At 44.3% G+C, this 23,537-nt stretch carries 22 protein-coding genes; 6 read left to right on the forward strand and 16 right to left on the reverse strand.

The genetic code is table 11. The features are described from left to right. Positions 1 to 60: 60 nt before the first annotated feature. From V1L65_RS23595 to V1L65_RS23620, 6 genes are all read right to left on the reverse strand, one after another. A complete protein-coding gene (locus tag V1L65_RS23595) occupies positions 61 to 948 on the reverse strand; it encodes a PHP domain-containing protein (protein ID WP_331701710.1) in 888 nt (295 codons plus the stop codon). A gap of 116 nt (positions 949 to 1,064) precedes the next feature. Further along, positions 1,065 to 1,502 carry a hypothetical protein gene (locus V1L65_RS23600; RefSeq protein WP_331701711.1) on the reverse strand — a complete coding sequence of 146 codons (438 nt, stop codon included), beginning with the start codon at positions 1,500 to 1,502 and terminating at the stop codon, positions 1,065 to 1,067. Positions 1,503 to 1,783: 281 nt separating this feature from the next. Next, a complete protein-coding gene (locus tag V1L65_RS23605) occupies positions 1,784 to 2,047 on the reverse strand; it encodes a YlbG family protein (protein WP_331701713.1) in 264 nt (87 codons plus the stop codon). A gap of 26 nt (positions 2,048 to 2,073) precedes the next feature. Then, positions 2,074 to 2,562 carry a YlbF family regulator gene (locus V1L65_RS23610; protein WP_331701714.1) on the reverse strand — a complete coding sequence of 163 codons (489 nt, stop codon included), beginning with the start codon at positions 2,560 to 2,562 and terminating at the stop codon, positions 2,074 to 2,076. 101 nt (positions 2,563 to 2,663) lie between these two features. Continuing rightward, positions 2,664 to 4,385 (reverse strand): helicase-associated domain-containing protein, encoded by a 1,722-nt coding sequence (locus V1L65_RS23615; protein ID WP_331701715.1) that lies wholly within the window; start codon positions 4,383 to 4,385, stop codon positions 2,664 to 2,666. A 32-nt stretch (positions 4,386 to 4,417) separates the two neighbouring features. After that, positions 4,418 to 6,091 (reverse strand): DNA repair helicase XPB, encoded by a 1,674-nt coding sequence (locus tag V1L65_RS23620; RefSeq protein ID WP_331701716.1) that lies wholly within the window; start codon positions 6,089 to 6,091, stop codon positions 4,418 to 4,420. A 166-nt stretch (positions 6,092 to 6,257) separates the two neighbouring features. Between V1L65_RS23620 and V1L65_RS23625 the strand changes: the two genes are divergently transcribed. Next, entirely contained in the window at positions 6,258 to 7,106 is an 849-nt protein-coding gene (locus tag V1L65_RS23625) for a thermonuclease family protein (protein ID WP_331701717.1), read from the forward strand. A 47-nt stretch (positions 7,107 to 7,153) separates the two neighbouring features. Here the strand turns inward: V1L65_RS23625 and V1L65_RS23630 are convergent, their stop codons facing one another. Next, positions 7,154 to 8,332 (reverse strand): amidohydrolase, encoded by a 1,179-nt coding sequence (locus V1L65_RS23630; RefSeq protein WP_331701718.1) that lies wholly within the window; start codon positions 8,330 to 8,332, stop codon positions 7,154 to 7,156. 268 nt (positions 8,333 to 8,600) lie between these two features. Between V1L65_RS23630 and V1L65_RS23635 the strand changes: the two genes are divergently transcribed. Next, positions 8,601 to 8,945: a YugN family protein gene (locus V1L65_RS23635; protein ID WP_331701719.1), complete on the forward strand. Its 345-nt coding sequence runs from the start codon at positions 8,601 to 8,603 to the stop codon at positions 8,943 to 8,945. Positions 8,946 to 9,106: 161 nt separating this feature from the next. Here the strand turns inward: V1L65_RS23635 and V1L65_RS23640 are convergent, their stop codons facing one another. From V1L65_RS23640 to V1L65_RS23665, 6 genes are all read right to left on the reverse strand, one after another. After that, positions 9,107 to 9,490 carry an Asp23/Gls24 family envelope stress response protein gene (locus V1L65_RS23640; protein WP_331701720.1) on the reverse strand — a complete coding sequence of 128 codons (384 nt, stop codon included), beginning with the start codon at positions 9,488 to 9,490 and terminating at the stop codon, positions 9,107 to 9,109. Between the two features lie 242 nt (positions 9,491 to 9,732). Beyond that, complete coding sequence (locus tag V1L65_RS23645) at positions 9,733 to 10,026, reverse strand: YlaN family protein (protein ID WP_331701722.1); 294 nt, start codon at positions 10,024 to 10,026, stop codon at positions 9,733 to 9,735. Between the two features lie 127 nt (positions 10,027 to 10,153). Further along, entirely contained in the window at positions 10,154 to 10,396 is a 243-nt protein-coding gene (locus V1L65_RS23650) for an HPr family phosphocarrier protein (RefSeq protein ID WP_331701723.1), read from the reverse strand. 153 nt (positions 10,397 to 10,549) lie between these two features. After that, a complete protein-coding gene (locus V1L65_RS23655; RefSeq protein WP_331701724.1) occupies positions 10,550 to 11,665 on the reverse strand; it encodes an aminopeptidase in 1,116 nt (371 codons plus the stop codon). A 62-nt stretch (positions 11,666 to 11,727) separates the two neighbouring features. Then, positions 11,728 to 12,465, reverse strand: coding sequence for a hypothetical protein (locus tag V1L65_RS23660; protein ID WP_331701725.1), 738 nt, complete (start codon positions 12,463 to 12,465; stop codon positions 11,728 to 11,730). 216 nt (positions 12,466 to 12,681) lie between these two features. Next, positions 12,682 to 14,580: a sensor domain-containing diguanylate cyclase gene (locus tag V1L65_RS23665; protein ID WP_331701726.1), complete on the reverse strand. Its 1,899-nt coding sequence runs from the start codon at positions 14,578 to 14,580 to the stop codon at positions 12,682 to 12,684. Between the two features lie 463 nt (positions 14,581 to 15,043). Between V1L65_RS23665 and rpsD the strand changes: the two genes are divergently transcribed. From rpsD to V1L65_RS23680, 3 genes are all read left to right on the forward strand, one after another. Then, the gene (rpsD, locus tag V1L65_RS23670; protein WP_331701727.1) at positions 15,044 to 15,643 is read left to right on the forward strand and encodes a 30S ribosomal protein S4; all 600 of its coding nucleotides are present in this window, start codon (positions 15,044 to 15,046) and stop codon (positions 15,641 to 15,643) included. An 847-nt stretch (positions 15,644 to 16,490) separates the two neighbouring features. Next, positions 16,491 to 16,670: a small acid-soluble spore protein H gene (locus tag V1L65_RS23675; protein WP_331701769.1), complete on the forward strand. Its 180-nt coding sequence runs from the start codon at positions 16,491 to 16,493 to the stop codon at positions 16,668 to 16,670. Between the two features lie 353 nt (positions 16,671 to 17,023). Beyond that, on the forward strand, positions 17,024 to 17,149 hold the full coding sequence (locus V1L65_RS23680) for a sporulation protein YjcZ (RefSeq protein ID WP_331701728.1): 126 nt from the start codon (positions 17,024 to 17,026) through the stop codon (positions 17,147 to 17,149). A 399-nt stretch (positions 17,150 to 17,548) separates the two neighbouring features. On the opposite strand, the gene V1L65_RS23685 is transcribed toward V1L65_RS23680, so the two are convergent. The 3 genes from V1L65_RS23685 to V1L65_RS23695 form a co-directional block, all read right to left on the reverse strand. Then, positions 17,549 to 17,779, reverse strand: coding sequence for a hypothetical protein (locus V1L65_RS23685; RefSeq protein ID WP_331701729.1), 231 nt, complete (start codon positions 17,777 to 17,779; stop codon positions 17,549 to 17,551). Between the two features lie 193 nt (positions 17,780 to 17,972). Continuing rightward, on the reverse strand, positions 17,973 to 19,520 hold the full coding sequence (locus V1L65_RS23690; protein WP_331701730.1) for a flotillin family protein: 1,548 nt from the start codon (positions 19,518 to 19,520) through the stop codon (positions 17,973 to 17,975). Between the two features lie 32 nt (positions 19,521 to 19,552). Further along, on the reverse strand, positions 19,553 to 20,053 hold the full coding sequence (locus V1L65_RS23695) for an NfeD family protein (RefSeq protein WP_331701731.1): 501 nt from the start codon (positions 20,051 to 20,053) through the stop codon (positions 19,553 to 19,555). A 331-nt stretch (positions 20,054 to 20,384) separates the two neighbouring features. On the opposite strand from V1L65_RS23695, the gene V1L65_RS23700 reads away from it, so the two are divergent. Then, positions 20,385 to 23,531 (forward strand): transglycosylase domain-containing protein, encoded by a 3,147-nt coding sequence (locus tag V1L65_RS23700; RefSeq protein WP_331701732.1) that lies wholly within the window; start codon positions 20,385 to 20,387, stop codon positions 23,529 to 23,531. Positions 23,532 to 23,537 lie beyond the last annotated feature (6 nt).

A 23,537-nucleotide genomic window follows, 5' to 3' on the forward strand; every position in this document is an offset into this window, starting at 1 on the left:
AAAAAGGGGCCCTGTCATATCCATGACCATGGGCCTCTTTTCAAAAGACGGCGTATCCGTTTATCCTTGCATTAGCTTTTCAACAATCGCTATATCTGCTGATTTGCTGCCAAGCGCCCCGTGATAGCTTCCCTCAGCCCGCTCACCGTGATAATCTGATCCTCCTGTAATCAGCACATTGTATACTTGTGCCAGCTGCGAATAACGGCGTTCTGCCTCAGTATCATGATCAGAATGATAGGCCTCTATGCCTAGTGCGCCCCCCTTTTGCAGCAGCTCCTCTACTAGTCTGTCGTTATGATATAGCCCTGGATGAGCAATTACACTTACACCGCCCGCATCACGAATCCAGTCAATCGCTTCAAATGGCGTAATGCGCGGTACGGCTGCATAAGCTGCGGCGCCGGCTGCCAAATATTCGTCAAACGCTTCTCTAATCGTCTTTACAATACCCCGCTTAACGAGCACCGCAGCGATATGCGGTCTGCCGATAGATTTTCGCTTATCATCTTTCGATCCTGTCTGGCTATCATGATCAGCGTTTGCCGCCTCCATGTGAACATCCTCTAAAGTTATCGCAATGCCCATTTTGTTTAGATTGCCGATTATGATTTCATTACGCTTGCTTCTCGCATTCCGCTGCTCTTGCAGTCGGGATTGAAGCACAGCATCTTCAAGTTTGATGCCATAGCCCAGTATATGAATTTCAGAGCCGTTTATTGCGGTGCTTATCTCAACGCCCGGCACTATGCGGATACCCAGCCTGTTCCCTTCCTCCTGAGCCTCCGCAACGCCTGCAGTCGTATCGTGATCAGTAATGGCAATTGCCGACAAGCCCAATCGGCTTGCCAGCTGCACAACCTGAGCCGGCTGCAGCAAGCCGTCCGAGGCCGTCGTATGAACATGCAAATCAGCTCTGTTATGTAACTTACTGTTTAATTGTTCCATCTATAAACCCTCCTCTTGCGCATTACTACTATAAATCAAGAAGCCTGCGACTAATATTATAGCCGCAAGCTTCATAATTCCACTATTATTATATTAACACTAACGACTCATAAATATCATTTTCTTTTGCGGCTGTTTTTTACAAGCGTCATGCGCCTCGAATGCCGCAGCCACGAATAGTAGGACTTAAGGTCACGTAATTCAATCGTTTCAGACATTCTGCCCAGAAAAGTAACAACGACCATCTGATGCAGTGGATTTCCGATAATATCAGTTTCAGTCAACGATGTTGCGAACTCAGCAACAAATACTAAATCATCGTCAATAACATAAACATCCTCTTCATTGCGATAATATGGCGCTACCCTGCCCTGTTTCAAGCAATCCCATATATATTTTGCAATATCATCATAGCCGGTTTTCTCACCTTCAATGCGATCCTGCCAACGTTCGCGGGCATGATTCGTAATAATGACATCTACAACCTTCTTATCGCCAAGCTCAATATGAAAGGATTCATAAGTATTCCATCTGCTCGTCATTTTATCCTTCAATTCGCAACACCTCCTTCCAAAGAACCGGGTCTTTTTTCCTATTCTTTTTATTCCATTCTATCATGATTGTCTAATAATTCAATAAACTTTTCGCATTCCTGCTAAACTATTTCCATTTATGGAACCCTTTCATGGCTCAAAGAGATTAAACGGCTCCGCCGTCCTTTGGACAGGCACGTTTACCAACGAAATTTAAAACAGGTATAGGGAAAAAACATATACTTTCTAGTATTCAAAAAAAAGCACCCCATCAATATAACTGATGAGGTGCCTGTAAAAGGCTACATGCTATAAAATTTTGATTTTTCTTCTGTATCTTTCGTATATTCGGTCTTCAGTTCATTGCGGTAAGAACGCTCAATTTTGCGTACATAAGGCAGCTTGCCCAGCTGCTTTAAAGCTTCCTCCGCCCTGTCAGCATTCATATATATAACGACATAATGCAGCTTTTTGGACATATAATGAACCGAGCCAAAACGCTCTAGGCTTTTTGCCGCTTTCAAATCACTTACCCAAATAATGTACCCTGTACGTTCAGGTAGCATTGCCCCACTCCTTAAATATGCAAATGTTAGCCGCAGCCGCCGCTTCCGCAGCCGCATGAGCCGCCGCTACCACAGCCGCCCAATTTTTTTTCATTGCTTGGCACTTTAATGTTAGCGGATACAGAGCCTGCGATCATAGTTGCTATATCATGCAGCATCTGATCCACAACGAGCTCTGATGCTTTGAATTTGCTTACGCTTTCGATTGCTCCCAGTTCGCGCTCAATTTGCTTTACTTTATCCTTTGCAGAATGATAGTCGGGATGAAATCTTCCGAAGCGCTCGCACTCGGCAAAAAATTCCTTCGCTTTTTCGAATTTTTTACTTACCTCCATAACCTGAGCATCTTCAAAAACAACTTTCTTCCAATATAAATATTCAGCCACTTCAGCGGACTGATTAATGGAGTCTCCTAAATCATAGGCGCTCATTAAGAGCGATGCCATATCCAATGATGCTGTGCCGATTGGCGCATTCGTTTCTTGCGCTTCATATACGCGCTCAGCAGCAAACATTATACCACCTCATTTCAAAATCATTTACTTATTAATCATATCATATATACTTTATGCCTGAATAGCAGGAATTAAGAGGATAACCGCTAAAGGCGATATGGCTAGAGCGATTCAGGTGCTATTAATTGCATCTCATTCCACTGATCAGACCGCAGCCAAACCAGCTGTTCGGCTGCAGGATCCGCTGTATCTCGATCATCTGCCCAGTGGCCTGCAACACGCCATTCATCGCCGGCAAGCTCCGTATACAAAGGAATAAACAGACGCGGCTTGCCCGAATATTGTATAAGCACCTCTGTTTTCCAAAGAATAGCTTGTTCAATCAGCTCTTTTTTTGTTGAGCTGTGATACGCCTGATATTTTCCGGTCCACATTGAAGGCAGATTCAGCAAGCCATTTTTCAATTCCATTCTTGCCACACTCTCTTCAGACCAAGAATATTGCCGCAAGTCTAATTGAGCAGCGAACAAAAACTGAGCTATATCAGACTCTACAAAATTCACCTCATAGGTCAGCTCGCCAGCCAGCTGCGCTTGAAATTGCGGGTATTGCTGGCCAGCAGAATAAGTGCGCTCCTCTGCATTTTCCTCACTCATCCATTCCGCAAGCATAGCCGCTATGGAGGCAGGAAGCGTTCCAGCATGATGCTGCAGCAGCTGTATAATATCCGACCGCTTGCGACCGTATTGAGCTGCCCGAGAAAGCGACTCTTTAGTTAATCTATAAATTGCCATATGATCGTCGTGCACATATTCCGCTACCAGCTCAAGCTCCCATCTAAGTAAAAAATAATCAGCAGGCACTAAAATTTCTCCATTTGCCTGTACGATCACTTCGCTGCCGGAATATTGCCCCAACAAGCGTTTTCGAATGTAGGTTTGCTTGCTCTTAACGTCATAAATTGAATCAAGCCAGCCGCATTGATGAAGTAATTGATGATAAGCAATTACTTCGGATGAATTGTACCAATGCCCGCAATCCAGCTGAGTGTAGGCAGCCGCTTCGCCTGCATTAGTATTTTTAGTATTACTGATCGCCTGATCAAGGACAAGCGTCTGCAGCTGGCTGATCCGCTCATTTGGCGGCATTGCCAGCCAGCTGTGCAGCTTTGCCATGTTCCAGCTTAAGGCCTGTTCGCTTCTAGCAAGCAGGCCAAGAGACAGCGCGGCAGCAAGCAAGAAAGCAACTGCATTGGAAGGCTGACTGCCCGATGCAGCAAGCCCAATGGCTTGCAAAGCATTATCTTTCATATCGACAGCAGCCGCTAAACGCTTTGCAACAGGCAGCGGCAGCAAGCCCTTGCTAGTAAATTTGAGCCCGGAGCGACCCAATTCGGCCAGCATGCTGAGCATCTGCCGATCCAGCGGACGCGCTCCTGCCAGCACCTCGCCTGCTCCCCACAGCGCAAGCTCCTGATCAGCTTTCAGCGGACGAGCAGCACACGGAAAAAATATAATATGCCAGCTTAAAAAAATGTCCGTTGGCATCAAGTAATGCCTCTCGCCCCATACCCTTTGAAGCGCAAACAAAATGCCAGCGCCTTCCAGCTGCTTAAGCCCGATCATACATTTTACACCGGATTGCTTCGTTTCCTGCATTAATCGCTCCATAAGCTGCTGTTCTTCAATGGGCTGCACACCGCAAACATTCATATAGGCTGGCAAAACCATCCTTGCTTCCGCCTCCAAATAAAATGCGGCTCGCTTAGCAGCCTCAGCCTGAATAACCGCTTTATGCCATTGCTCATTTTGCCGCAACGCTTTTCTCCATATATGATAAGATCCGATCTCTTCAACTCTGGCTGCACATAATTTTGCCAGCATATCAGACAAAAGCATCAATAATCACCCTTAATCTATACCTTTTCTTTAAGCTCTACCCGTTCATACTGATACCCCTGCTCAAGCATAAAGAGCTGGCGTTTCATTGCAAATTCCGTCTCTTTCGTTCGATCGGTAACAAGCGTATAGAACCAAGCTTCATTCGTACCTTGCTTAGGCCTTAGCAATCTGCCGATCCGCTGAGCCTCCTCCTGTCTGGAGCCAAAGCTGCCGGATAGCTGTATCGCAACGCTCGCATCCGGCAAATCAACAGCCAAATTAGCTATTTTAGATAAAACGAGCACTCGAATTGCCCCTGATTTGAATTGATCAAATATTTTCTGCCGCTTTTCATGGCTTACCTCGCCAGTCAATAGAGGTGCTTGCAGCAGCTGGGCCGCCTCGCTAAGCTGTGACAAATATTGCCCGATAACGAGCGTTTGCTTATCCGCATGCTTTTCTAAAAGCTGCCGTACAACCGTCAGCTTCTCTGCATTTTCCGAAGCGATACGCAGCTTCTCGCGCGCTCCCGCCTTCTCATACTTCATTTGCACAGCTTTATCCAGGGGCACCCGGATTTCTGTACAATGAACTTCGGCTATAACCTGCTGCTGCTCCGCATTTTTCCAATTCATGTCATATAGCTTAGGGCCGATTAAGGAATAGACATCTTCAGCGCAGCCGTCCTCACGTATTAAAGTCGCCGTCAGCCCTAATCGCCTAGTCGCTTGTATATCGGCTGTCATGCGGAATACAGGAGCAGGCAGCAGATGCACCTCATCATAAATAATGATTCCCCATTCCCGCTCGGTAAAAAGCTGCATATGCGCAAAATCAGCAGTTTTGGAACTGCGATGAGTCAAAATATTGTACGTAGCAATTGTGATCGGCCGAACCTGCTTGCTTCGTCCGCAATATACGCCAATATCCTGCTCAGTTAAAGTTGTTTTGTCGAGCAGCTCTTGTTTCCATTGCTGTACAGAGGTAGAGCTGGAGGTCAATATTAGCGCAGCCTTGCGTAAGCTTGCCAACGCCGCAATGCCAACAACCGTTTTGCCCGCTCCGCAGGGTAAAACGGCAACACCGCTGCCGCACAGCAGCTCTGTTTGATGCTTCCATCTTGCCAGCGCTTCCTGCTGGTAACTGCGCAGCCTGAAGCTAACGCCGCTCCGCGTTGTCGTCCGCAGCTGCACCGGCAAATCTTCCCCCGCTATATAGCCCGCTTGATCGATAACCGGAAAGCCGCTTCGCGTGAGCTCTTGTTTAATGAGCCCGCGATCTTCAGCATTAACTACGAAACGGCACTCATTGATTGATGATACAGCCCACTTATGTACCAAGCTCATTAATGGCGCAGTATGCAGCAAACTGGAATCAAAAGCCAATATAAGCCTTTCCTTATCATAATACAGCACTACTTTGCCAAACCTGTTCAACCATGCCCGTATCATCGCTTCTGCCTTAAGCGGCAATCCGTTCGTACTGTTTCGTTTCATCCACTCGAGCATATCTCGTTCATTTTCACCCATGCTCACTGCATTCCATAAAGATAGCGCCGACAGCTTGTAAAGATGGATCGTTCCGGCTTTATGGAGCAGCTCTGTCCAAGCGTTTAATTTTTCTCTTGCCACAGCAGCATCAGGATGTGCATGATTAAGTAATATGGTCAAATCCGATTGGACGGTAATTGCGCCTGCCGAATAGGTCATTTTCCTTACATTCGCTCCCTCTCTAATATCCCTTATTATCCAGTATGAATAGTTGTTGCGAAATTTATGCTCTTTGGCATATCCAAATTATTATGATTTCAGTTATGATATGGTATAGTAATGACAATCAGAAAACTTTTACTCATTATGCAGGAGGTTTCCTCTAATGAAACAATATATCGTTTTTATCTTATTTACTATATTGCTTGCCAGCTGCTCCAGCCAGACAAGCTCCAAGGTTGACATGCCTAAAGCTAATCAGTGGTATACGGTATCCAGCTTTGTCGATGGAGACACCTTTCATATTCAAAATGGCGATAAAACAAATACAGTTAAGCTTTTATCACTGGAAGTGCCGGAAATCAAAAATACACCTGATGATCTTAAGCATTTAGGACTGCAGGCTGCACTGTTCACTCGCACCCAATTAGAAAATTCAAAAGAAGTAAAACTTACCTTTGATAAACAGGCAGTTAATGCTTTAGGACAATTAGAAGCAATCGTTGAGCTGAGAGATGGCAGAATTCTTAATGAGCTGCTGCTTGAGGAAGGATTGGCGACTGTTGTCATTAACGAACCTAATGTGAAAATGGAAAATATTTACAAAGGAATTGAGCAAACAGCCAAGCAAAATCAAAACGGCATTTGGCGCTCAGGCACAGAAGCAGGAAATGTGGATATCCCTGTGAAAAAAGCGGATGAATTAGGAATTCGTATTTGGGTTGATAAAGAGGATGAGCTCGTCGTAATTACGAATATATCGCAAAACAGCATCGAGCTTGACGGATGGAAGCTCGTTAGCGTAAAAGATAACCAAACCTTTGTTTTTCATGATTATGCACTGGAGGCCAATAGTTCCGTACAAATCGCTTCAGGAAAAAATGCTGTTAATAAAAAGAGCTCCCCAAATACATTGATTTGGGAAGCAGATAATATCTGGCATCTTAATGAAAAAGATCCAGCAGAGCTGTATACGGACAAAAATGAACTGGTGGCTGTGTGGGAGGATAACTAAATTCATTTGAACGAAAGCCTTCAAGCTGATGCACATACAGCTGGAGGCTATTTGTGCTCGGCGCAGTAGCTTTCCGCCATGCCGATTAGCAAACGGGCGGAATATGCGATTGCCCGCTCATCAATATCAAACATAGGATGATGATGAGGATAGCTGGCGCCTGCCGCATCATTGCCCGCGCCTACAAACATAAAGCATCCCGGGATCTGCTGCAAATAATAGGAAAAATCTTCTGCAATTGTGATCGGTTGTGCTTCTATCGTATTCTCCTCGCCGAATTGCGCCCGCGCGACTTCAAAAAATCGCTGCGTCTCCTCCTTATTATTGACAAGCGTAGGATAGCCTTCTCTAAGCTCGTACTTATATTCAGTTTGGTACAGCGCGCATACATGCTGGATAACGTCTTCCAGCCTGTGCTGCATATATTGGCGCGTAGGCTCGTCGAAGGAGCGTATCGTCCCTTTTAATTGGCATCTCTCTGCAATCACATTAGGAGCAGAGCCTGCATGTATAGAGCCAATCGTTATGACGGCCGGCTGCAGCGGATTAACATTGCGGCTAACAATCGTTTGTACAGAGTGTACAAGAGCAGTCCCCGCAATAATGGCATCTACCGATTGGTGAGGCAAGCCGCCATGGCCCCCTTTTCCAAAAATATCAATTATAAATTCATCTGCTGTGCTCATAAATGCGCCGCTGACGGACGAACAGCTGCCTATATCCAGCGGTGTCCATAAATGTACCCCATATATAACATCAACCCCTTGCAGCGCTCCAGCCTTGATCATGCTTGCCGCTCCACCCGGGCTAACCTCCTCCGCAGGCTGAAAAATCAGCTTTCTTACGCCAACCCAATCCTTGTTGTCCTGGTAATAGGCAGCAATCGCTAATAATGCTGCAGTATGGCCGTCATGCCCGCAGGCGTGCATGACATTGCTGTGCTTTGACCGGTATGTACAATCTTTTTCATCTTGAATCGGCAAAGCATCTATATCCGCTCTAAGGGCAACGGTTGGTCCTGGCCTATGACTGTCAATTGTTACAATGATGCCGTGACCGCCTATATTGGTTAATGGCTGACAGCCCAGCTGCTCTAATTGTCCGGCAATCCATCTGGATGTCTCCGCTTCTTGAAAGGAAAGCTCCGGATATTGATGCAGATGTCTTCGCCAATTTATAATAAGCTCTTCAATGCGCCCCATAAATTGCTCTGCTTGCTTGCTCATTATCTTCCCCCTCCTTCTTCTGAATAAAGCATAAATGTAGATCTGGGATCCCATTGCTTCGTGTATGTATTTTAGCAAATAAATGCTTGAATATAAAAGGATGGCATCATAAATGGTCCTAAATGTACGTTTGTGATGAACATTTCTTGAAATTATTGTTTTTAACCGTCAATTGACCGCATCATAGGGTTGCGCGGAGTGGGGAAACATACTATCATGAGAAAAGACGATCAACCATGATAATTAGTTATAACTGGGAGGAAACACAATGATTATTGAAAATAGCGGCCTTAACGGCATTCAAACTGAACTTCATCACTTGGATGCTTCCACTGAAAAAGCTGGCTTCGTGCGCTGGCAGTGGGATTACTTCCGTGCAACATATGACCTTAAGCTTTCTGATCGCGCTTCCGGCTCAGATTACTATTTGCGCATTAATGCCAGAGCAATCGAAGGCAAGCTCGAAAATCCGCATGCTGTTCTTGAAATTGAGCATGTTTATATCGGACGGGCAACATTCCCTCATGGCTTGGAGTATGAATCGCTAGTTCCAGGACATATTATGGACACGGTGAAGCAGCGCTTGCAGCAGCTTGCCAAAGCATTAAGCTAATCGAACATAACCGCACTTATATGAATATGCATGGCTGCCCACAATTGCAGGGCAGCTTTTTAATATTTGAGCCTAAAATATTGGTGTACTGCATAGCTTTCAACTTGATCACGCTTATAAAAACAACGGCATTTCTCGAATTGAGAAATGCCGTTAGTCAATTATTTCAAACGAAGCTGCGGCTCTTCAACTGCTTCTTCTTCTTTGAAAGCTACACCTTCTACTTTTATGTTTACTTCGACTACGTTAAGACCAGTCATATTCTCAACTGACTCGCGAACGTTCAATTGAAGCTGACGGCAAACTTCCTGAATGGGAATACCATAGTGGACAATAATACGCAGATCAATGGCAGCCTCCAATTGTCCGACTTCGACCGATACGCCTTTCTGAACATTTTTACCGCTCAGACGCTTTGCAAGGCCCTCGGAAATACCACCGGACATAGCTGCTATGCCAGGAGTTTCCAGCGCAGCAAGTCCTGCAATTGTAGCTACTACATCATCAGAAATTCGAATCATACCCGTTTGAAGGTCTTCGGTCATGTCATTCACTCCTCCATTTACCATATACGTCCATTGTAATAGAACTGTGGGCCACAAGCAAGAACGAAGGCGGCTTTCAGCAATAAATATGACAATTGTCATGTAAAAACAAGCATTTATTGTATTTTTTAAATCATAAATAAATGAATCTTGTCCAAATTTGCATTATTTTTTACACGGTGCACCAACCTAACAAACCAGCCTATCCTCTTCCGCGAAAGCAATAAAAAAAACAGCCTGTATTAAAGGCTGCTCTTTCGATCCAATGCTTCATATAGCACTGCTAAATTCCGTTCCAGCCTGCTAATAATTTCTTTACCCGCTAATTCTCCAAGCAAGCCTGCTCGTACAGCGAAATCCACTTCGCGAGAAAAACCATACATTTGAGTATCTAACACTTCTTCATATAGCGGACATTGACGCGTCGTCAAGTTTTCCATTTGAACTTCGATTAGCTTCTCTATTTTACTAGCATCCTCTTGAAGAAGACGAAGCGCCTTCTCATGCATTAATATTGTGATTTCAGGCACAGACATCGTTTTCCCCCCTAAGTGCACATCCACTGTCTTATATATTTATATTAGTCGAAAACTTGTCAATACACAAGGACAAAACAAAAAAGCGCTTCTTTTTCGTAAGAAGCGCTCCTTTGCCATGACACTATTATTCAGAAATTACTTTTACATTCAGGTTATGCTTTGCAAAAACGGCTGACATTGCTTCTTTAGCTGCTTCTGCATCCGGACCGTGTACATGGAGCTCATAGGAATGACCGCCCACCAATGTAGTAAATAGTCCCAAAATACTTTTCACATCTATATATTTATTATCAGCCTGTAGAACGATAGATGATGTGAATTGACCTGCTGCCTGAGAAATTTCAACGATAGCTGCGTTATTGGACATGGGGGATCCCTCCATACTATTTTTAGTAAAGCTTTCCTTTGAAACCATGTTAACCTAAAACGTACTATCCTTCAAGAGAAATTTTATATTTTACAGCGGTTATCAGTATATATTCACAGGCTATAATGATTATGCTTAAAAGCATATTCACGCCTATTTCAAATGCTCAGGATTTAAATATTCCAGTTCCGGAATAACAAATCGTCCATCCTTGCGAATGAGCACATCGTCAAAATAAATCTCTCCGCCTCCGTACTCAGGACGCTGTATCAATACTAAATCCCAATGCAAGGCAGAGCGATTCCCATTATCGGTCTCTTCATAAGCCTGGCCTGGCGTAAAGTGCAGGCTGCCGTCGATTTTTTCGTCAAAAAGAATATCATTCATCGGATGCTGAATATAAGGATTAAAACCGATTGCAAATTCGCCTATATAGCGCGCGCCTTCATCCATATCGAATATTTCATTGATCCGCTTAGTATCGTTGCTCGTCGCTTCAACAATTTTTCCATCTTTAAATGTCAGCTTAATGTTCTCAAATGTCACACCCGATTGTACGCTTGGCGCATTGTACGTAATCGTGCCCTGTACGGAATCGCGCACTGGCGCTGTAAAGACTTCACCGTCAGGAATATTGCGGTTGCCTGCGCATTTTTTCGCGCCGATTCCTTTAATTGAAAAGGTTAAGTCCGTGCCAGGCGAAACGATGCGCACCTTGTCCGTGCGATTCATCAGCTGCTGCAACGGATCCATCGCCTTATCCATACGGGAATAATCGAGGTTGCAAACATTAAAATAAAAATCCTCGAACGCTTCTGTGCTCATATTGGCAAGCTGCGCCATCGATGCATTCGGATAACGAAGCACAACCCACTTCGTACGCTTCACTCGCTGCTCCATATGTACTGGGTTACGATAGATTTGATCATACAGTCGCATGTTAGCTTCAGGCACATCAGCCAGTTCATTGATGTTGTCTCCCGAGCGAACAGCTATATAGCCTTGCATTTGCTTCATTCTTTCCAAATCCAAGGACGACCATAGCTCCATTTGCTCTTTAGTGGCATGCATCAGCATAGTCCGCAAAACGGAGCGATCGCTTGTTTCAACAAAAGGCCTGCCGCCTCGCTTCGCCACTTCCTCAATCAAGCATTTGGCCAGCTCTACCTCTTTGCCTATCATATCAATCAAAACATTTTCACCTGGCTGTACATCAATTGAGTATTGCACCAAATTTTGTGCCAGCTTTTGTAATCTTGGATCACGCATTGTCTAATCTCCTTCCCGCTTGCATAACTAAAATTTCATAATATAATCGTATCACGATTTCATTAGCGCTGCATAGCATTGCTTGCTCGGCCGTCAAAGGAATGCAGATGCAGAACGGTTCTTCTTACTTCCTTCATCAGCTTGCCATCGCGCTCATATTGAAATTGTGTATACTCATTCAGCTTAAGCGGGAGCATGCGCGCTGTATCGATAACAACTGCAGTTGATGAGCTTACCTGCAGCGTGCCCAGCATAGCGGCCAGCTGCTCCTCGGAGCGCTTAAGCTCCTCTTCCCACTCTTTGGTGTGGCTGCCGCTGCCGTCTGGCAATGAGACAGCAATTTCCTTCAATTGATCCTTAAGCTGCTCCTCCCAGCGTTTTTTAGCACTCTCGCTTAGCTCATCCAATTTTATTTTTACTGTAGACGCAGATGTTTCCGGATCTTTGCCAAACTCAACGATAGAAGCCTCATAGTTATCCGCCTTCAGCTGTCTTAAAATTTGCGAAGGATGCGAATATTGCGATTTTTCGGCGCTGGACTGCACGGTCAATTGATTATGGTCGGTTACTTTCCCTTGAAAGGTAAACGGCTTCATCATAGAATAACCATCTGCTTCAATGGAAGTAGAGCCTGTGAATTCATAATGATCCGTTGCTTCCAGTCCCGCATAGGCCAGCGAAATCCAGTCCTTTGCTTCCAGCCTGGGCTTCATGATGCTGCAGCCTGCCAGCGCGATGCTGCTTGCAATGACGACGATGCTGACTAAAGCCTTTTTACGGTTCTTGCTTAACCATTTCATTACTGCGTCCTCCAATAGCTTTGTTCTGGTTATTCTGACAGAAAGCTTTCTGCTCCGCTGCAGACTTTCTCACTTCTGCCAATAGGCCAGTTACAATCTAGCATCCCTAGGCAAACCGTTCATTATTCCTTCCAATAGTAATTATTAAAATAAAAAAACGCCTGACGGCGTTCCTTCGATCGAACATATATAGTTTGACTGCTAGCTCTCCTATTGCTATTCCGCAGCTACAACGATCCTGTTGCGGCCCTTATGCTTGGCGTCATACAGGGCCATATCCGCCCGGTAAAACAGCGATTCTACGCTTATCTTCTCATGTGTGCTTTGCCATTCAGACACGCCGCAGGATACCGTTACTCGAGGATTCGTTTTGCTGGAAACCTGATCGCGTATTCGCTCGGCAATGACACGCGCCTGCTCAATGCCGATCTTCGGCAAATATATCGCTAACTCTTCCCCGCCCCATCTGGCTGCAATATCGCCTGATCGTATAGCGGTTTGTATAATGCTGCTAACTTGAACTAATATTTCGTCGCCAATGAGATGACCGAATGTATCGTTAATTTGTTTAAACAAATCAATATCAGCCAAAATTAACGAACCGCAGCTATCATAACGCTGCTTGTTAACGATTTGCTCATTCAAATAATGGCGCGCATGCAGCCCGGTCAAATTATCTGTAATCACCATGCGGCGCACTTCTGCATGCAGCGATGCATTGGCAATCGCCAAACCTACATGCGTGCTGATTACTTGCAGCAGCTTGTAATTTTCATAGGAAAAGTAGTTCGCAATGCGGTGTGCAATTAAAATAACGCCGATGACTTCTCCTTCTACAAAAATAGGGGCTGCAATTAATGAACGGGAATCTGTATTATCCATTAAAGTAGAAGAAACGGCGGAAGAATTCATATAATCAGAAATGATCAAAGGCTCTTTCGTACGATAAACAATGCCGCTGAATCCGTACTCGATCGCAAATTTGGTTTTGACAAGCATTGGCACATTGCTCGCCTTCACTTCAAAGGAATCGCTTTCCTTACTTAGCTGCAGTATACAGCAGTAGTCGGCTTGAAAAATCAACAACAGTTCATTCGTCGCGAATTGAAATATTTCTTTCAGGCTTAGCGATTGGTTGAGCCGCTTGGTCATCTCATTAATAAGCCTAAGCTCCTTAATAAGCATATTAGACTGCTCATACAGCTTTGCATTCTCAAATGCCGAGCCTGCCGTGTCCGCGAACAAGCGAATGATGTGCAAATCTGAATCATTCCAGTTATCGCTTGCGATTAAAATCTTAAGTATGCCATAAGCGGCCTGCTTGCCCGTCAGCGGCACAGCTATCGCGAGCTGACCGTTTGCATACGGTTCAATAACAGGCTTTTCATTCAAAAAAGCTTCTGCAATAATATCATGGGCCATCACGTCGAATACTAGCGGATGCACTCTCGGATCACCGTGCACATGATCCTGGGACAAATACAGATGAGCTTCTGAGGATTCATACAATATTTCTACACCTTTAAGCAGCTCGCTGAGCACACTGGAAACGTCATTCTGATTGTACATTTTGCGAGATGCAATAAGCAGTGCTTCCCCTCTTCTTGCCTCGCGTACCATCCGTTCCTCTTGCTCAATGATAGCCTTCATGTAAATTTGTTCAAATATATAATAGAAGCAACTGCGATAATGCATGGCGCATGCTTGTATAGTTGCCTCCGTCATGCTGGTATGCTGGGGAGCTGCGTATAAAAATACAGCAAACACTGCATCTTCCGTACGCTTAAGGAGAGGTACCGCCATCACCTTGAATTCTCCGTGACTGCGCACTGCTGGCGAGCCTTCTCTAATTGCTTCGGAGATTACGCTCTGCAATAGGATGTTCAAATCGCCTTGCTCTAATTGAAACGAGGAGGTGTTCCCACTAACGCCGTGCCTCCTGCCGCAGTCGTCAACTAAAATAAAATACCCTTCCTCACTAGCTGTTATTTGTGCTGCCTCGCTTCTCCACTTTGCAAAGCTCTCACTCAACAATGGGGGGAGGTACGGCTGATCAGCGTGGTTAAAATCTTCGCTGGCAAACCAAATTAATTCGTTATTAAGTATAGTTTCCATTCAGCTCCCACCCTTTCAGCAATTTACAAGGAGATGAGCCCTCTTTCTTTCATCATACTTGATTGTTAAGAATTTTGCACTATAATAATGTAAAATTTATAGGACTTTAGACTCTTTTTTACAAAAGATTAATGAATCTGACAGTTTTCTCATATCGCCTTGAATGCTTTTATTTTAAAATTAGAAATATTATTATTATGAAACAAATCGGCTCAAAGTGGTACCTTGATTCGCATTTCAATTCCCGCCTGTCTTTCTCTTGACTTTTGCAATGAATCTCCTATAATATAAATGTTGAATATATGGGCGTACGGGTTTTGTGTCACCCTCATGTAATATGTTCACTGATTCGCCAGCGGCTGAAGTGCAAATCAGGGACGAGCTAATTCGTCAGCAGAACGTATTCGGCGAAACACAACCCCATTTATCAAAATTTCATTTGATGAAGGAGTTAACACGACGCATGGCACGTTATACAGGACCTAAATTTAAATTAAGCCGCCGCCTAGGCATTTCCTTGAGCGGTAACGGAAAAGACTTGAAACGCCCGTTCCCTCCAGGACAACACGGACCAAACCTACGCAGAAAAATTAGCGGATACGGCATTCAATTGCAAGAGAAGCAAAAGCTTCGTCATATGTACGGTTTGCAAGAGAAGCAATTCCGTAACCTATACGACAAAGCTGCTAAGATGAAAGGTATTGTCGGCGAGAACTTCATGATCCTTCTTGAAAGCCGCCTGGACAACCTTGTTTACCGTCTTGCATTTGCTAACACTCGTGCAGGCGCACGCCAGCTTGTATCTCATGGTCATATTACAGTAAACGGCAAGAAAGTGGATATCGCTTCCTACACTGTTTCTGTTGGCGATGTAATTAGTTTGCGTGAGCGCAGCCGTTCTCTTAAAACGGTTAAAGAAGCTATGGAAGGCCGCAATCACCTTCCTAACTACTTGGAGTTCAGCGAGCAAGCGCTAGAAGGCAAATTCGTTCGTCTACCTGCTCGTGACGAATTGTCCCAGGAAATCGACGAGAAGCAAATCGTTGAGTTCTACAGCCGTTAACGGATTTTCTCTGGATGCACAAAAAGCCCTAAGAACCCTTATATCAAGGGTTCTGGGCTTTTTTTCATTTTGACAAAAATGCAGGAAAAAGCAAAGAAATGCACTTATTTGGGGCTGTTTTTAGGGCTAATTAATAATAATAATTCGTGGGTAGACGCTAATGGATAGTATATACAAAAGAGTGGCAGGGATGCTTTCTAATGCGGCTATTTTTTAGGTATTCTCCCACATAATCTATCTTTCTCATCATAAATCAATATGCATAAGTCTTTAAAACTTGCTTTGAGTTCAAAGTACTGTTTAAGAGCTTCTTCTTTGCTCAATGGTTCACCAAAACGTTCGTTTTTAATTGCAATATAATACTTAAACATAAACAAATTGTTACAAATTCATACATAATACACAATGATTTCTAGTAATATATTCCTATAAAAAAGCCACCTGTGATACAAAGATCATAAGTGGATTTTATTGGTTAGTGGCATAATACCATTCTATCAAAGGATTCACCTCTCTACACTTACGATTTTTTATTACTTCTAGCATAGAGTTAATTCAATACTTTTCAATCATGAATTTTTTGTGGTCTGCGTGCATCTGTTTATGTTCTTCAAAATCCTCTTTTGTTGGTGGTGTTAAGTCGTTTCTGATGAAAACCTGAAACAAAAAAAGGAAAAAAACATAGATGCTACATTTGTGCCATCATTAAGGTCCATTAGCGGGTAAGTTAAGGTCTAAAAAACACCTGAAGTCCCATGTCTAAGAATAGGGATCCTATAAATAAGAATAACTATTGATATTTGTATAATAATAAAATGTAGTCATAACAAATGTGGAGGTTTTCAACATTAACAAGCAAAGAGCGCAAGAGATCGTCGATTCACCCAACATGGCTAACGTGACCTATCAAGGATTAAAAATATATATCCAACATGTTGACGAAACAACTGAAATGGCAAGGATCTACCCTATTGATGATCCAGAGAAAGAGCTAACTGTACCTTTACACAACTTAAATGAGGAATAGATAATTGTCGTCTCATATAGGGACGACTTTTTCATTTTTTTTCGTAAGGAACATTCTGAAAGTTTTATGAACATATAGACCCAGAAAAACATATACATTTCTACCAGAAACATTTCATGTTTGAAAAGCAATTGTTCAACTTTATTGGCAGTTACATGGGACTATGGATTGATTTAATCTAATTCCCATAGGATCGGACAAAAAAACTGTCCGGTCTTTTTATTTTGAAGCTGGCGAATCCTGATGCATCTAAACTAATATCACGGTTTAAATGCCTCAGTACAAACACCCAATCACATTATGAAAAGAGTGCATATCTTATCGTGTACTAACACACAGGAGGTGAGAGCTTAGTGGGTGCTGTAGGTGGTGTTGGTTGTGGCAATAACAACTCTAGCTTTATTCTTGTACTCTTCATTCTTTTGGTCATTATTGCTTGTACTTGTGGTTTCTTTGGTGGCGGTGGATTTGGCTTCTAATTTCATCACCCCCCAACAAATAAGTTAAAAGTTACCTTCTTATATTTTTCGCCCCCCAGGCCCATTTTGGGCCTTTTCTTAATACATTTGTGACTTTTATTCCTCCTATTGGTAATTTGTTTGTCGGCCATTGTACACCGCTCCAATATATTTAGTGAATAGGGTCAATCAGATTACTAGGTTTTTCCAGAAAATACACACCCGTCCGAATCAAATCTACTAAAAAAACATATACTAGATTATCTTGGTACAAGGTGGTGACTTCTATGAGAAAACACAGAAGACCGATTACGATATTTCTTCATCCTGGTCAAAAAGTACTTGTAGTTTGTAAAAAGCGTCGTCGTCGCACAGTCTAAAACCTTTTTTTTAGGGCGCCTTATAATATAGGGCGCTCTATTACCATAGTTGCCTTTGAAACGACTCAGGCGGCGGCACGCCCCACTCTTTAATCGTTATACCTATTGCCAGCATAATTAAATGACTTGATATATAAGGACCCTTCATTGCGGTACAACGTGCATTCCCAAGCGTGCCAGCCTCATCACGTATATCGCGTTTTCTGCTTCGAGGCCTGCCGAAGGTTAGCCTTGAGGTCGGGTGGCTTTCGCTCGCCCATAATTTACTCAAGAAGGCAGCTATGGACCAAAAATCAGGAATGGCGATGCAGGGATGATCTCCCTTTGCATCGCCATTCCTTTATTTTTAAGTTTTTTTGTGTAGCGAGCTATCTCATCAAGCGAGCAACCTACTTTTGGGACAGCCCCTTCTTTTTGTTTCTTTCGATATTCTATGTTTTGCCTGATCGGGATCCTAAAGCTTTTTACAGCTTTGAAGGATCCACTTGTTCTGCGGCAGCAATCACTTTAGCAGCAGGCTCTGCTGTCGCTTTGACAGGCGCTGCGTCTGCATTAGGCAGCTTAATAGCCTTTTGAGTCAAGCCTTGGATAAGTTCGTTTACGTTGATTCCAGATACGCTCTTCAACATTTCTGGAGCAGTGGCCATTAAAGAAGTAACATAATTGCTTACACGAGCAGCCCCTTCTCCATTTCCTGTATCGACAACTGTCAGCTTGTCAATATTGCTGATTGGCTCGGAAATTTTGCCAGCAAGCTCTGGAAGCATTTTAACAATAATATCAAGAACCGCAGCCTCGCCGAATTTACTAAACGCTTCAGCCAGCTTTTCCTTCGCTTCCGCCTCTGCCAAACCGCGCAAACGGATAACTTCAGCCTCAGCTGTACCTTTCGCTTTTTCCGCTTCAGCTACCGCAAGACCGTCAAGACGCTTCTGCTCCGCCAAAGCGCGGGCTTCCGCTTCAATGCGATATTGCAATGCATCCGCTTCGCGGAGACGCTTTGCTTTGTCCGCTTCAGCAGCTTGCTCAACAGCATAGCGGTCAGCATCCGCTTTCTTCTTCACTTCAGCATCATACTGCTTTTCACGGCGCAAAATCTCTTTGGCTTCCAAATCGATTTCACGTTCTTTACGAACGAGCTCAACCTTCATCTGTTCTTCAACAACATTCTGCTTCGCTCTCGCCTCGTGAATAGAATAGGCCTGATCCGCTTCAGCGCGTGCTGTATCCTGATCGCGCTTAAAGGAAGCAACCTTCATCTCTTTATCCTTTTCAGCTTCGGCGATATTCGTATCACGCAGCAGCTCCGCCTTCTGGCCAGCCTCAGCCGCATGCGCCTTCTGAATACGCGCATCACGAACCGCTTCGGCTTCCGCTATTTCAGCATCGCGCTTAACCGCAGCAATTCTCGGCTTACCAAGCGCATCCAAGTAACCATGCTTATCACGCAAATCCTTAATGGTAAAGGAAACGATCTGCAGACCCATTTTTTTCAAGTCCTTTGCAGCAACTGCTTGCACCTCTTGAGCAAACTTATCGCGGTTGCGATAAACCTCTTCAACCGTCATGGAGCCGAGAATAGCGCGCAAATGACCTTCCAATACTTCTTGCGCTTCGCTTTTAAGCGCTTCCGTAGGCTTGCCTAGAAACTGCTCGGCTGCGGTAGCAACATCTTCTACTGCTCCGCCGATTTTAATAATGGCTACGCCATCGGCCATAACAGGAACACCTTGCTCGGTATACACCTCGGGAGTCGATACGTCAAGCTTCAAGGAAAGCAAGGACAAAAACTCTGCCTTCTGAAAAATCGGCAATATAAACGCGCCGCCTCCTCGAATGATTTTTACCTTTCTTCCCGATTCATCAATCAAGGAATTGCGGGTTCCGAGAAAAGAACCTGTGACCAGCATCGCTTCGTCCGGGCTGACCGTCTTGTATCTAGCCCAAAAGGCAAGACCAAGAATAACGATAACACCAACAACAATAGCTGGAATAACATAAATTTCTTGCATAAGCATATCTCCTTTCTATTTTAAAATGATGGTTACAGGCGAATGGGCGATACAAAAAGTGTATGCTCCTTTACTTCCACGACAACGACTTTCGCATCGGATGGAATCGATGTGCCGTCATAGCTGGCAGCGATTTGATTCGTGACGCCTGCGCCAACCTTTACAAGCACCTCGCCATAGCCAGAAGCCGGAATCGGCGTCAGCACTTCTCCAATAGCCCCCTCCAATGATTGCAGCTTAAACGCAATTGAATTCTCGCTGTTTTTCATTGGCTTGACATACAGGAAAAATACTAAGGTTGCTAAAGCTGCAGCAATAATTAGCGCGGCGCCAACCAAAATGAATCCTTGCAAGGGGCTGTAACGATAAAGCAGCAGTCCGCTTCCGCCAAACGCCGTCAACCCGCTGACGAGCACTGTCGACTGAAATAACGGAAAGCCATCAAGCACATCACCTACCCAATCGCCAAAGAAAAAGGTGACTACCGCATATAATATGCCTGTTATTAGCAACACTAGAAATAAAGTTTCCATACACGCTCATCTCCCTTCCGACAAATTCCGCCTGTTATAGCTTTCTATAGATAGTACGTTTTTCCTTTTAACTGGTTTCTAAAATAATAATTATTCTTTATTTTCAGCGATATGCGTCAACAATAAAATACTTCGCCGTCCTATGAACAGGCACATTTACTTTATATTCCATAACGCTGCACTCGCACCAGAACCGGCTACAACTTTTTCCTATAAAACTGCGTATATATATTTGCAGCTGGCCTAACTTACAGCAAACGACAATGACAACTGTATCCCTTGACGATTTGTGTTATAATGAAACTGCTATTTTGGAGGAGGAGTTTAATAGATGCAAGAGGAACAAAAACCTGCGCCAAAGCGGTATAGTAAATGGCGTACATTTGGACTTGTGTCCTTTATTACAGTGAAATGGATTATATTCTTCGGCATATTCTTCGGGCTCCTGGCCGGAGGTATTGCAACCGGATACGTAGCCGCCCTGGTCAAGGATGAAGAAATTCGCCCCCAATCGGTTATTCAGGAGAAGGTCGGCGAATATTCAATGACTGGCTACGTTTATTTTAATGATAATTCGCTCGTTGGCCAGCTCCGCACTGATGAAGACCGTGTTGTTATTACTTACGATGAAATTCCACAATCCGTTATCGATGCGCTGCTGTCGACTGAGGATACAAATTTCTTCGAGCATTATGGCGTTGATATTAACGGGCTTGGCCGCGCTGTGAAGCAGAAGCTATTTAATGAAGATACGCAAACTGGAGGCAGTACGCTGACACAGCAGCTGGCAAGACGCGTGTTTTTGAGCCTCGACAAAACGGACAGCCGCAAGATTAAAGAGATCTTCCTGGCTTTGCGTATGGAACGCCACCTTACCAAGAAAGAAATTTTGGCTGCTTACTTAAACAAAATGCCATTCGGCAACGGTTCTAGCGGTTACCAGGTATTCGGCATTAAAGCTGCTGCACGCGGCATATTCGGGATTGAGGACTTATCCAAACTTAATATCGCCCAGTCCGCATACTTAGCAGGATTGCCGCAATTGCCATCTCTATATACTGCATTTACAGGCTCAGGTAAATTCAATGAAAAAGGATTTACATACGCTGTACAGCGTCAGCAGCTAGTACTTCGCCGTATGCTAGAGACAGGCAGAATAACGAATGAACAATATGATGAAGCTTTAAATTTTGATATTAGAGGCTCAATTGCCCCATCTGTTGAGAAGGCATATAACACCTATCCTTATTTGATGCTTGAAGCTGAGCGTCAAGCCGCAGAGGTGCTGTTGCTTAAGCAGCGTCCTGAGCTGACCAAGGAAGATCTTCGCAAGAAGGAAAATGCCGAGCTGATTGAAAATATGCGCGAGACGCTGCTCCGCGGCGGATATCATATTTATACAACAATCGATAAAGATATTTATTCATTAATGAGAGAAATCGGCAACGACGAAAACAATTTCTCTCCGTACAGCAAAGAAAAAGGACTTGAGCAAATTGCTGCGGTAATGATCGATCACCGCACAGGCGCTATACTGAGCATGCTGGAAGGCCGAGACTTCTATGAAGAGCAGCTTAATTACGCGACTCAAATGACCCGTCAGCCCGGCTCCACGATGAAAACATTAGCGGCATATTTGCCTGCTATCGAGCAAGGCTTAATCCAGCCTGCGAGCATAATAGACGATGCTCCCATCGTTATGAAGGACGGTCAAAAAGGCTTCCACATCCCAATGAACGTAAACAACAAGTTTTCGGGACTGGTTACTGCCAGAGATGCGCTTGCCCGTTCCATCAACCTGCCGGCGCTCAAAATCTTCAACGATGACGTAACGATTAAAGGAGCTTGGGATTTTGTAAGAAAGCTGGGCATCACTACCCTGCAGCCGCAGGATGATCATGCACAGACAGGCGTTCTTGGCGGGCTTAGCATCGGCGTATCCGTCGAAGAGCTGACCAACGCTTACGGTTCAATTCCGAACCAAGGCATGTACAACGATTCCTATATGATTGAAAAGATTACCGACGCCAATGGAAAAGTAATATACGAGCATCAGCATAATCCAAAGCGCGTATTCTCTGAACAAACTGCTTTCCTTGTAGGCGACATGCTTAGAAGCGTTATTACAAGCCCTAGCGGCTCCGGACATTCTTTGACTAGCCAGTTCAAACAGTTCAGCAAAATACCGATTGCAGGTAAAACAGGTACTACACAAAGCTACGCTGACGTCTGGTTTGTCGGCTTCTCACCGGATATTACGCTTGGAGTATGGGCCGGCTATGAAAAACCGATTCACACTTTATCTAATAACGGTAGAACGCGAGCGAGATCAATCTGGTCGTTAATTATGAATAAAACGACAGAGGCTAAGCCAGAATTGTTTAATACAGATAAATTCCCTATGCCGGACGGCATTGTAAAAGCAACTGTATCCAAAGCAAGCGGCCTATTACCTACCGCTCTGACCCGTCAATCCGGCTTGCTAGTTACGGATTGGTTCAACAAAGCATACTTGCCGAAAAAATCAGATGACGCCCTGGTGCAAATGTCATATATCTCTTATGAAGGCATCAACTATGTGCCTCAGGATGCGACGCCTCAGGATATGCTGAAAGAAAAAATTGTAATCAAGCGTAAAAAGCCGCTCGATGCCCTAATGGACGAGATTGAAGCGGCTCAAGCTAAGCTGCCGGCCAAAAACAGACGCAATATGAGCGTTTATTTGCCTGCTGATGCCGGGCAGGATGCACCTTCCAAAGTTGATCCGCGCGTAGATGACGGCGCTGCGCCTGACGCGCCTTCAAATGTGCAGATGAAGGAAAGCGGCGGACAGCTGACGATAACCTTCACAGGCAGCAAAGCCAAAGATGTGGTCGGGTATCGCATTTATCGTTCTTTACTGCCTGGCAATTACGAAAAAGCAGGTTCTTCTATTTTGCTGGACGAAGAATATAAAGCTACCTTCGCAGCACCAGCCGGCAGCAGCGCTGCATTTTACGTAGTCGCTGTTGACGTATCGGGCAAAGAGTCAGCGCCAAGCTCCATTATGGAGTATGGGCATAAGCTGCCAGAAATACCGGACCCAACAGATCCAAACGATGGAGACAATAGCGGCATAGATGGCAACGGAAGCAACAATAGCGGGAATGGCAATGGAAACGGGAATAACAACGGCAATGGCAATGGCGACGGCAATTCATCAGAATTGCCGTCGCCAGCCTCCCCTTCCGGCTTAAGCTATGAGAAATCAGATATGAGCATTTTACTCAATTGGTCTGCAAGTCCAATATCTGAACAAACGTATCAGTACAATATTTATTACAGTCCTGAAAGCAACGGTAATTTTTCTAAAATCGCCTCCACAGGACAAACCAATTTCGAGCATATTTCACCTTTACTGACTGGAACCTACTATATAACGGCTGAAAACAGCAGCGGTGAATCTGCTCCTTCCAATAAGGTAAAGATCGCTTCGTAAAAATAA

It is taken from the genome of Paenibacillus sp. IITD108, from assembly GCF_036541265.1.
In the GTDB taxonomy this organism is placed as follows: Bacteria; Bacillota; Bacilli; order Paenibacillales; family Paenibacillaceae; genus Pristimantibacillus.

Bases quoted from the DNA above. Each gene is read 5' to 3' on its own strand.
- V1L65_RS23595 (WP_331701710.1), bottom strand. From the start codon at position 948: ATGGAACAATTAAACAGTAAGTTACATAACAGAGCTGATTTGCATGTT.
- V1L65_RS23605 (WP_331701713.1), bottom strand. From the start codon at position 2,047: ATGCTACCTGAACGTACAGGGTACATTATTTGGGTAAGTGATTTGAAA.
- V1L65_RS23610 (WP_331701714.1), bottom strand. From the start codon at position 2,562: ATGTTTGCTGCTGAGCGCGTATATGAAGCGCAAGAAACGAATGCGCCA.
- V1L65_RS23615 (WP_331701715.1), bottom strand. From the start codon at position 4,385: ATGCTGGCAAAATTATGTGCAGCCAGAGTTGAAGAGATCGGATCTTAT.
- V1L65_RS23620 (WP_331701716.1), bottom strand. From the start codon at position 6,091: ATGACCTATTCGGCAGGCGCAATTACCGTCCAATCGGATTTGACCATA.
- V1L65_RS23625 (WP_331701717.1), top strand. From the start codon at position 6,258: ATGAAACAATATATCGTTTTTATCTTATTTACTATATTGCTTGCCAGC.
- V1L65_RS23630 (WP_331701718.1), bottom strand. From the start codon at position 8,332: ATGAGCAAGCAAGCAGAGCAATTTATGGGGCGCATTGAAGAGCTTATT.
- V1L65_RS23635 (WP_331701719.1), top strand. From the start codon at position 8,601: ATGATTATTGAAAATAGCGGCCTTAACGGCATTCAAACTGAACTTCAT.
- V1L65_RS23640 (WP_331701720.1), bottom strand. From the start codon at position 9,490: ATGACCGAAGACCTTCAAACGGGTATGATTCGAATTTCTGATGATGTA.
- V1L65_RS23645 (WP_331701722.1), bottom strand. From the start codon at position 10,026: ATGTCTGTGCCTGAAATCACAATATTAATGCATGAGAAGGCGCTTCGT.
- V1L65_RS23650 (WP_331701723.1), bottom strand. From the start codon at position 10,396: ATGTCCAATAACGCAGCTATCGTTGAAATTTCTCAGGCAGCAGGTCAA.
- V1L65_RS23655 (WP_331701724.1), bottom strand. From the start codon at position 11,665: ATGCGTGATCCAAGATTACAAAAGCTGGCACAAAATTTGGTGCAATAC.
- V1L65_RS23660 (WP_331701725.1), bottom strand. From the start codon at position 12,465: ATGAAATGGTTAAGCAAGAACCGTAAAAAGGCTTTAGTCAGCATCGTC.
- V1L65_RS23665 (WP_331701726.1), bottom strand. From the start codon at position 14,580: ATGGAAACTATACTTAATAACGAATTAATTTGGTTTGCCAGCGAAGAT.
- rpsD (WP_331701727.1), top strand. From the start codon at position 15,044: ATGGCACGTTATACAGGACCTAAATTTAAATTAAGCCGCCGCCTAGGC.
- V1L65_RS23690 (WP_331701730.1), bottom strand. From the start codon at position 19,520: ATGCAAGAAATTTATGTTATTCCAGCTATTGTTGTTGGTGTTATCGTT.
- V1L65_RS23695 (WP_331701731.1), bottom strand. From the start codon at position 20,053: ATGGAAACTTTATTTCTAGTGTTGCTAATAACAGGCATATTATATGCG.
- V1L65_RS23700 (WP_331701732.1), top strand. From the start codon at position 20,385: ATGCAAGAGGAACAAAAACCTGCGCCAAAGCGGTATAGTAAATGGCGT.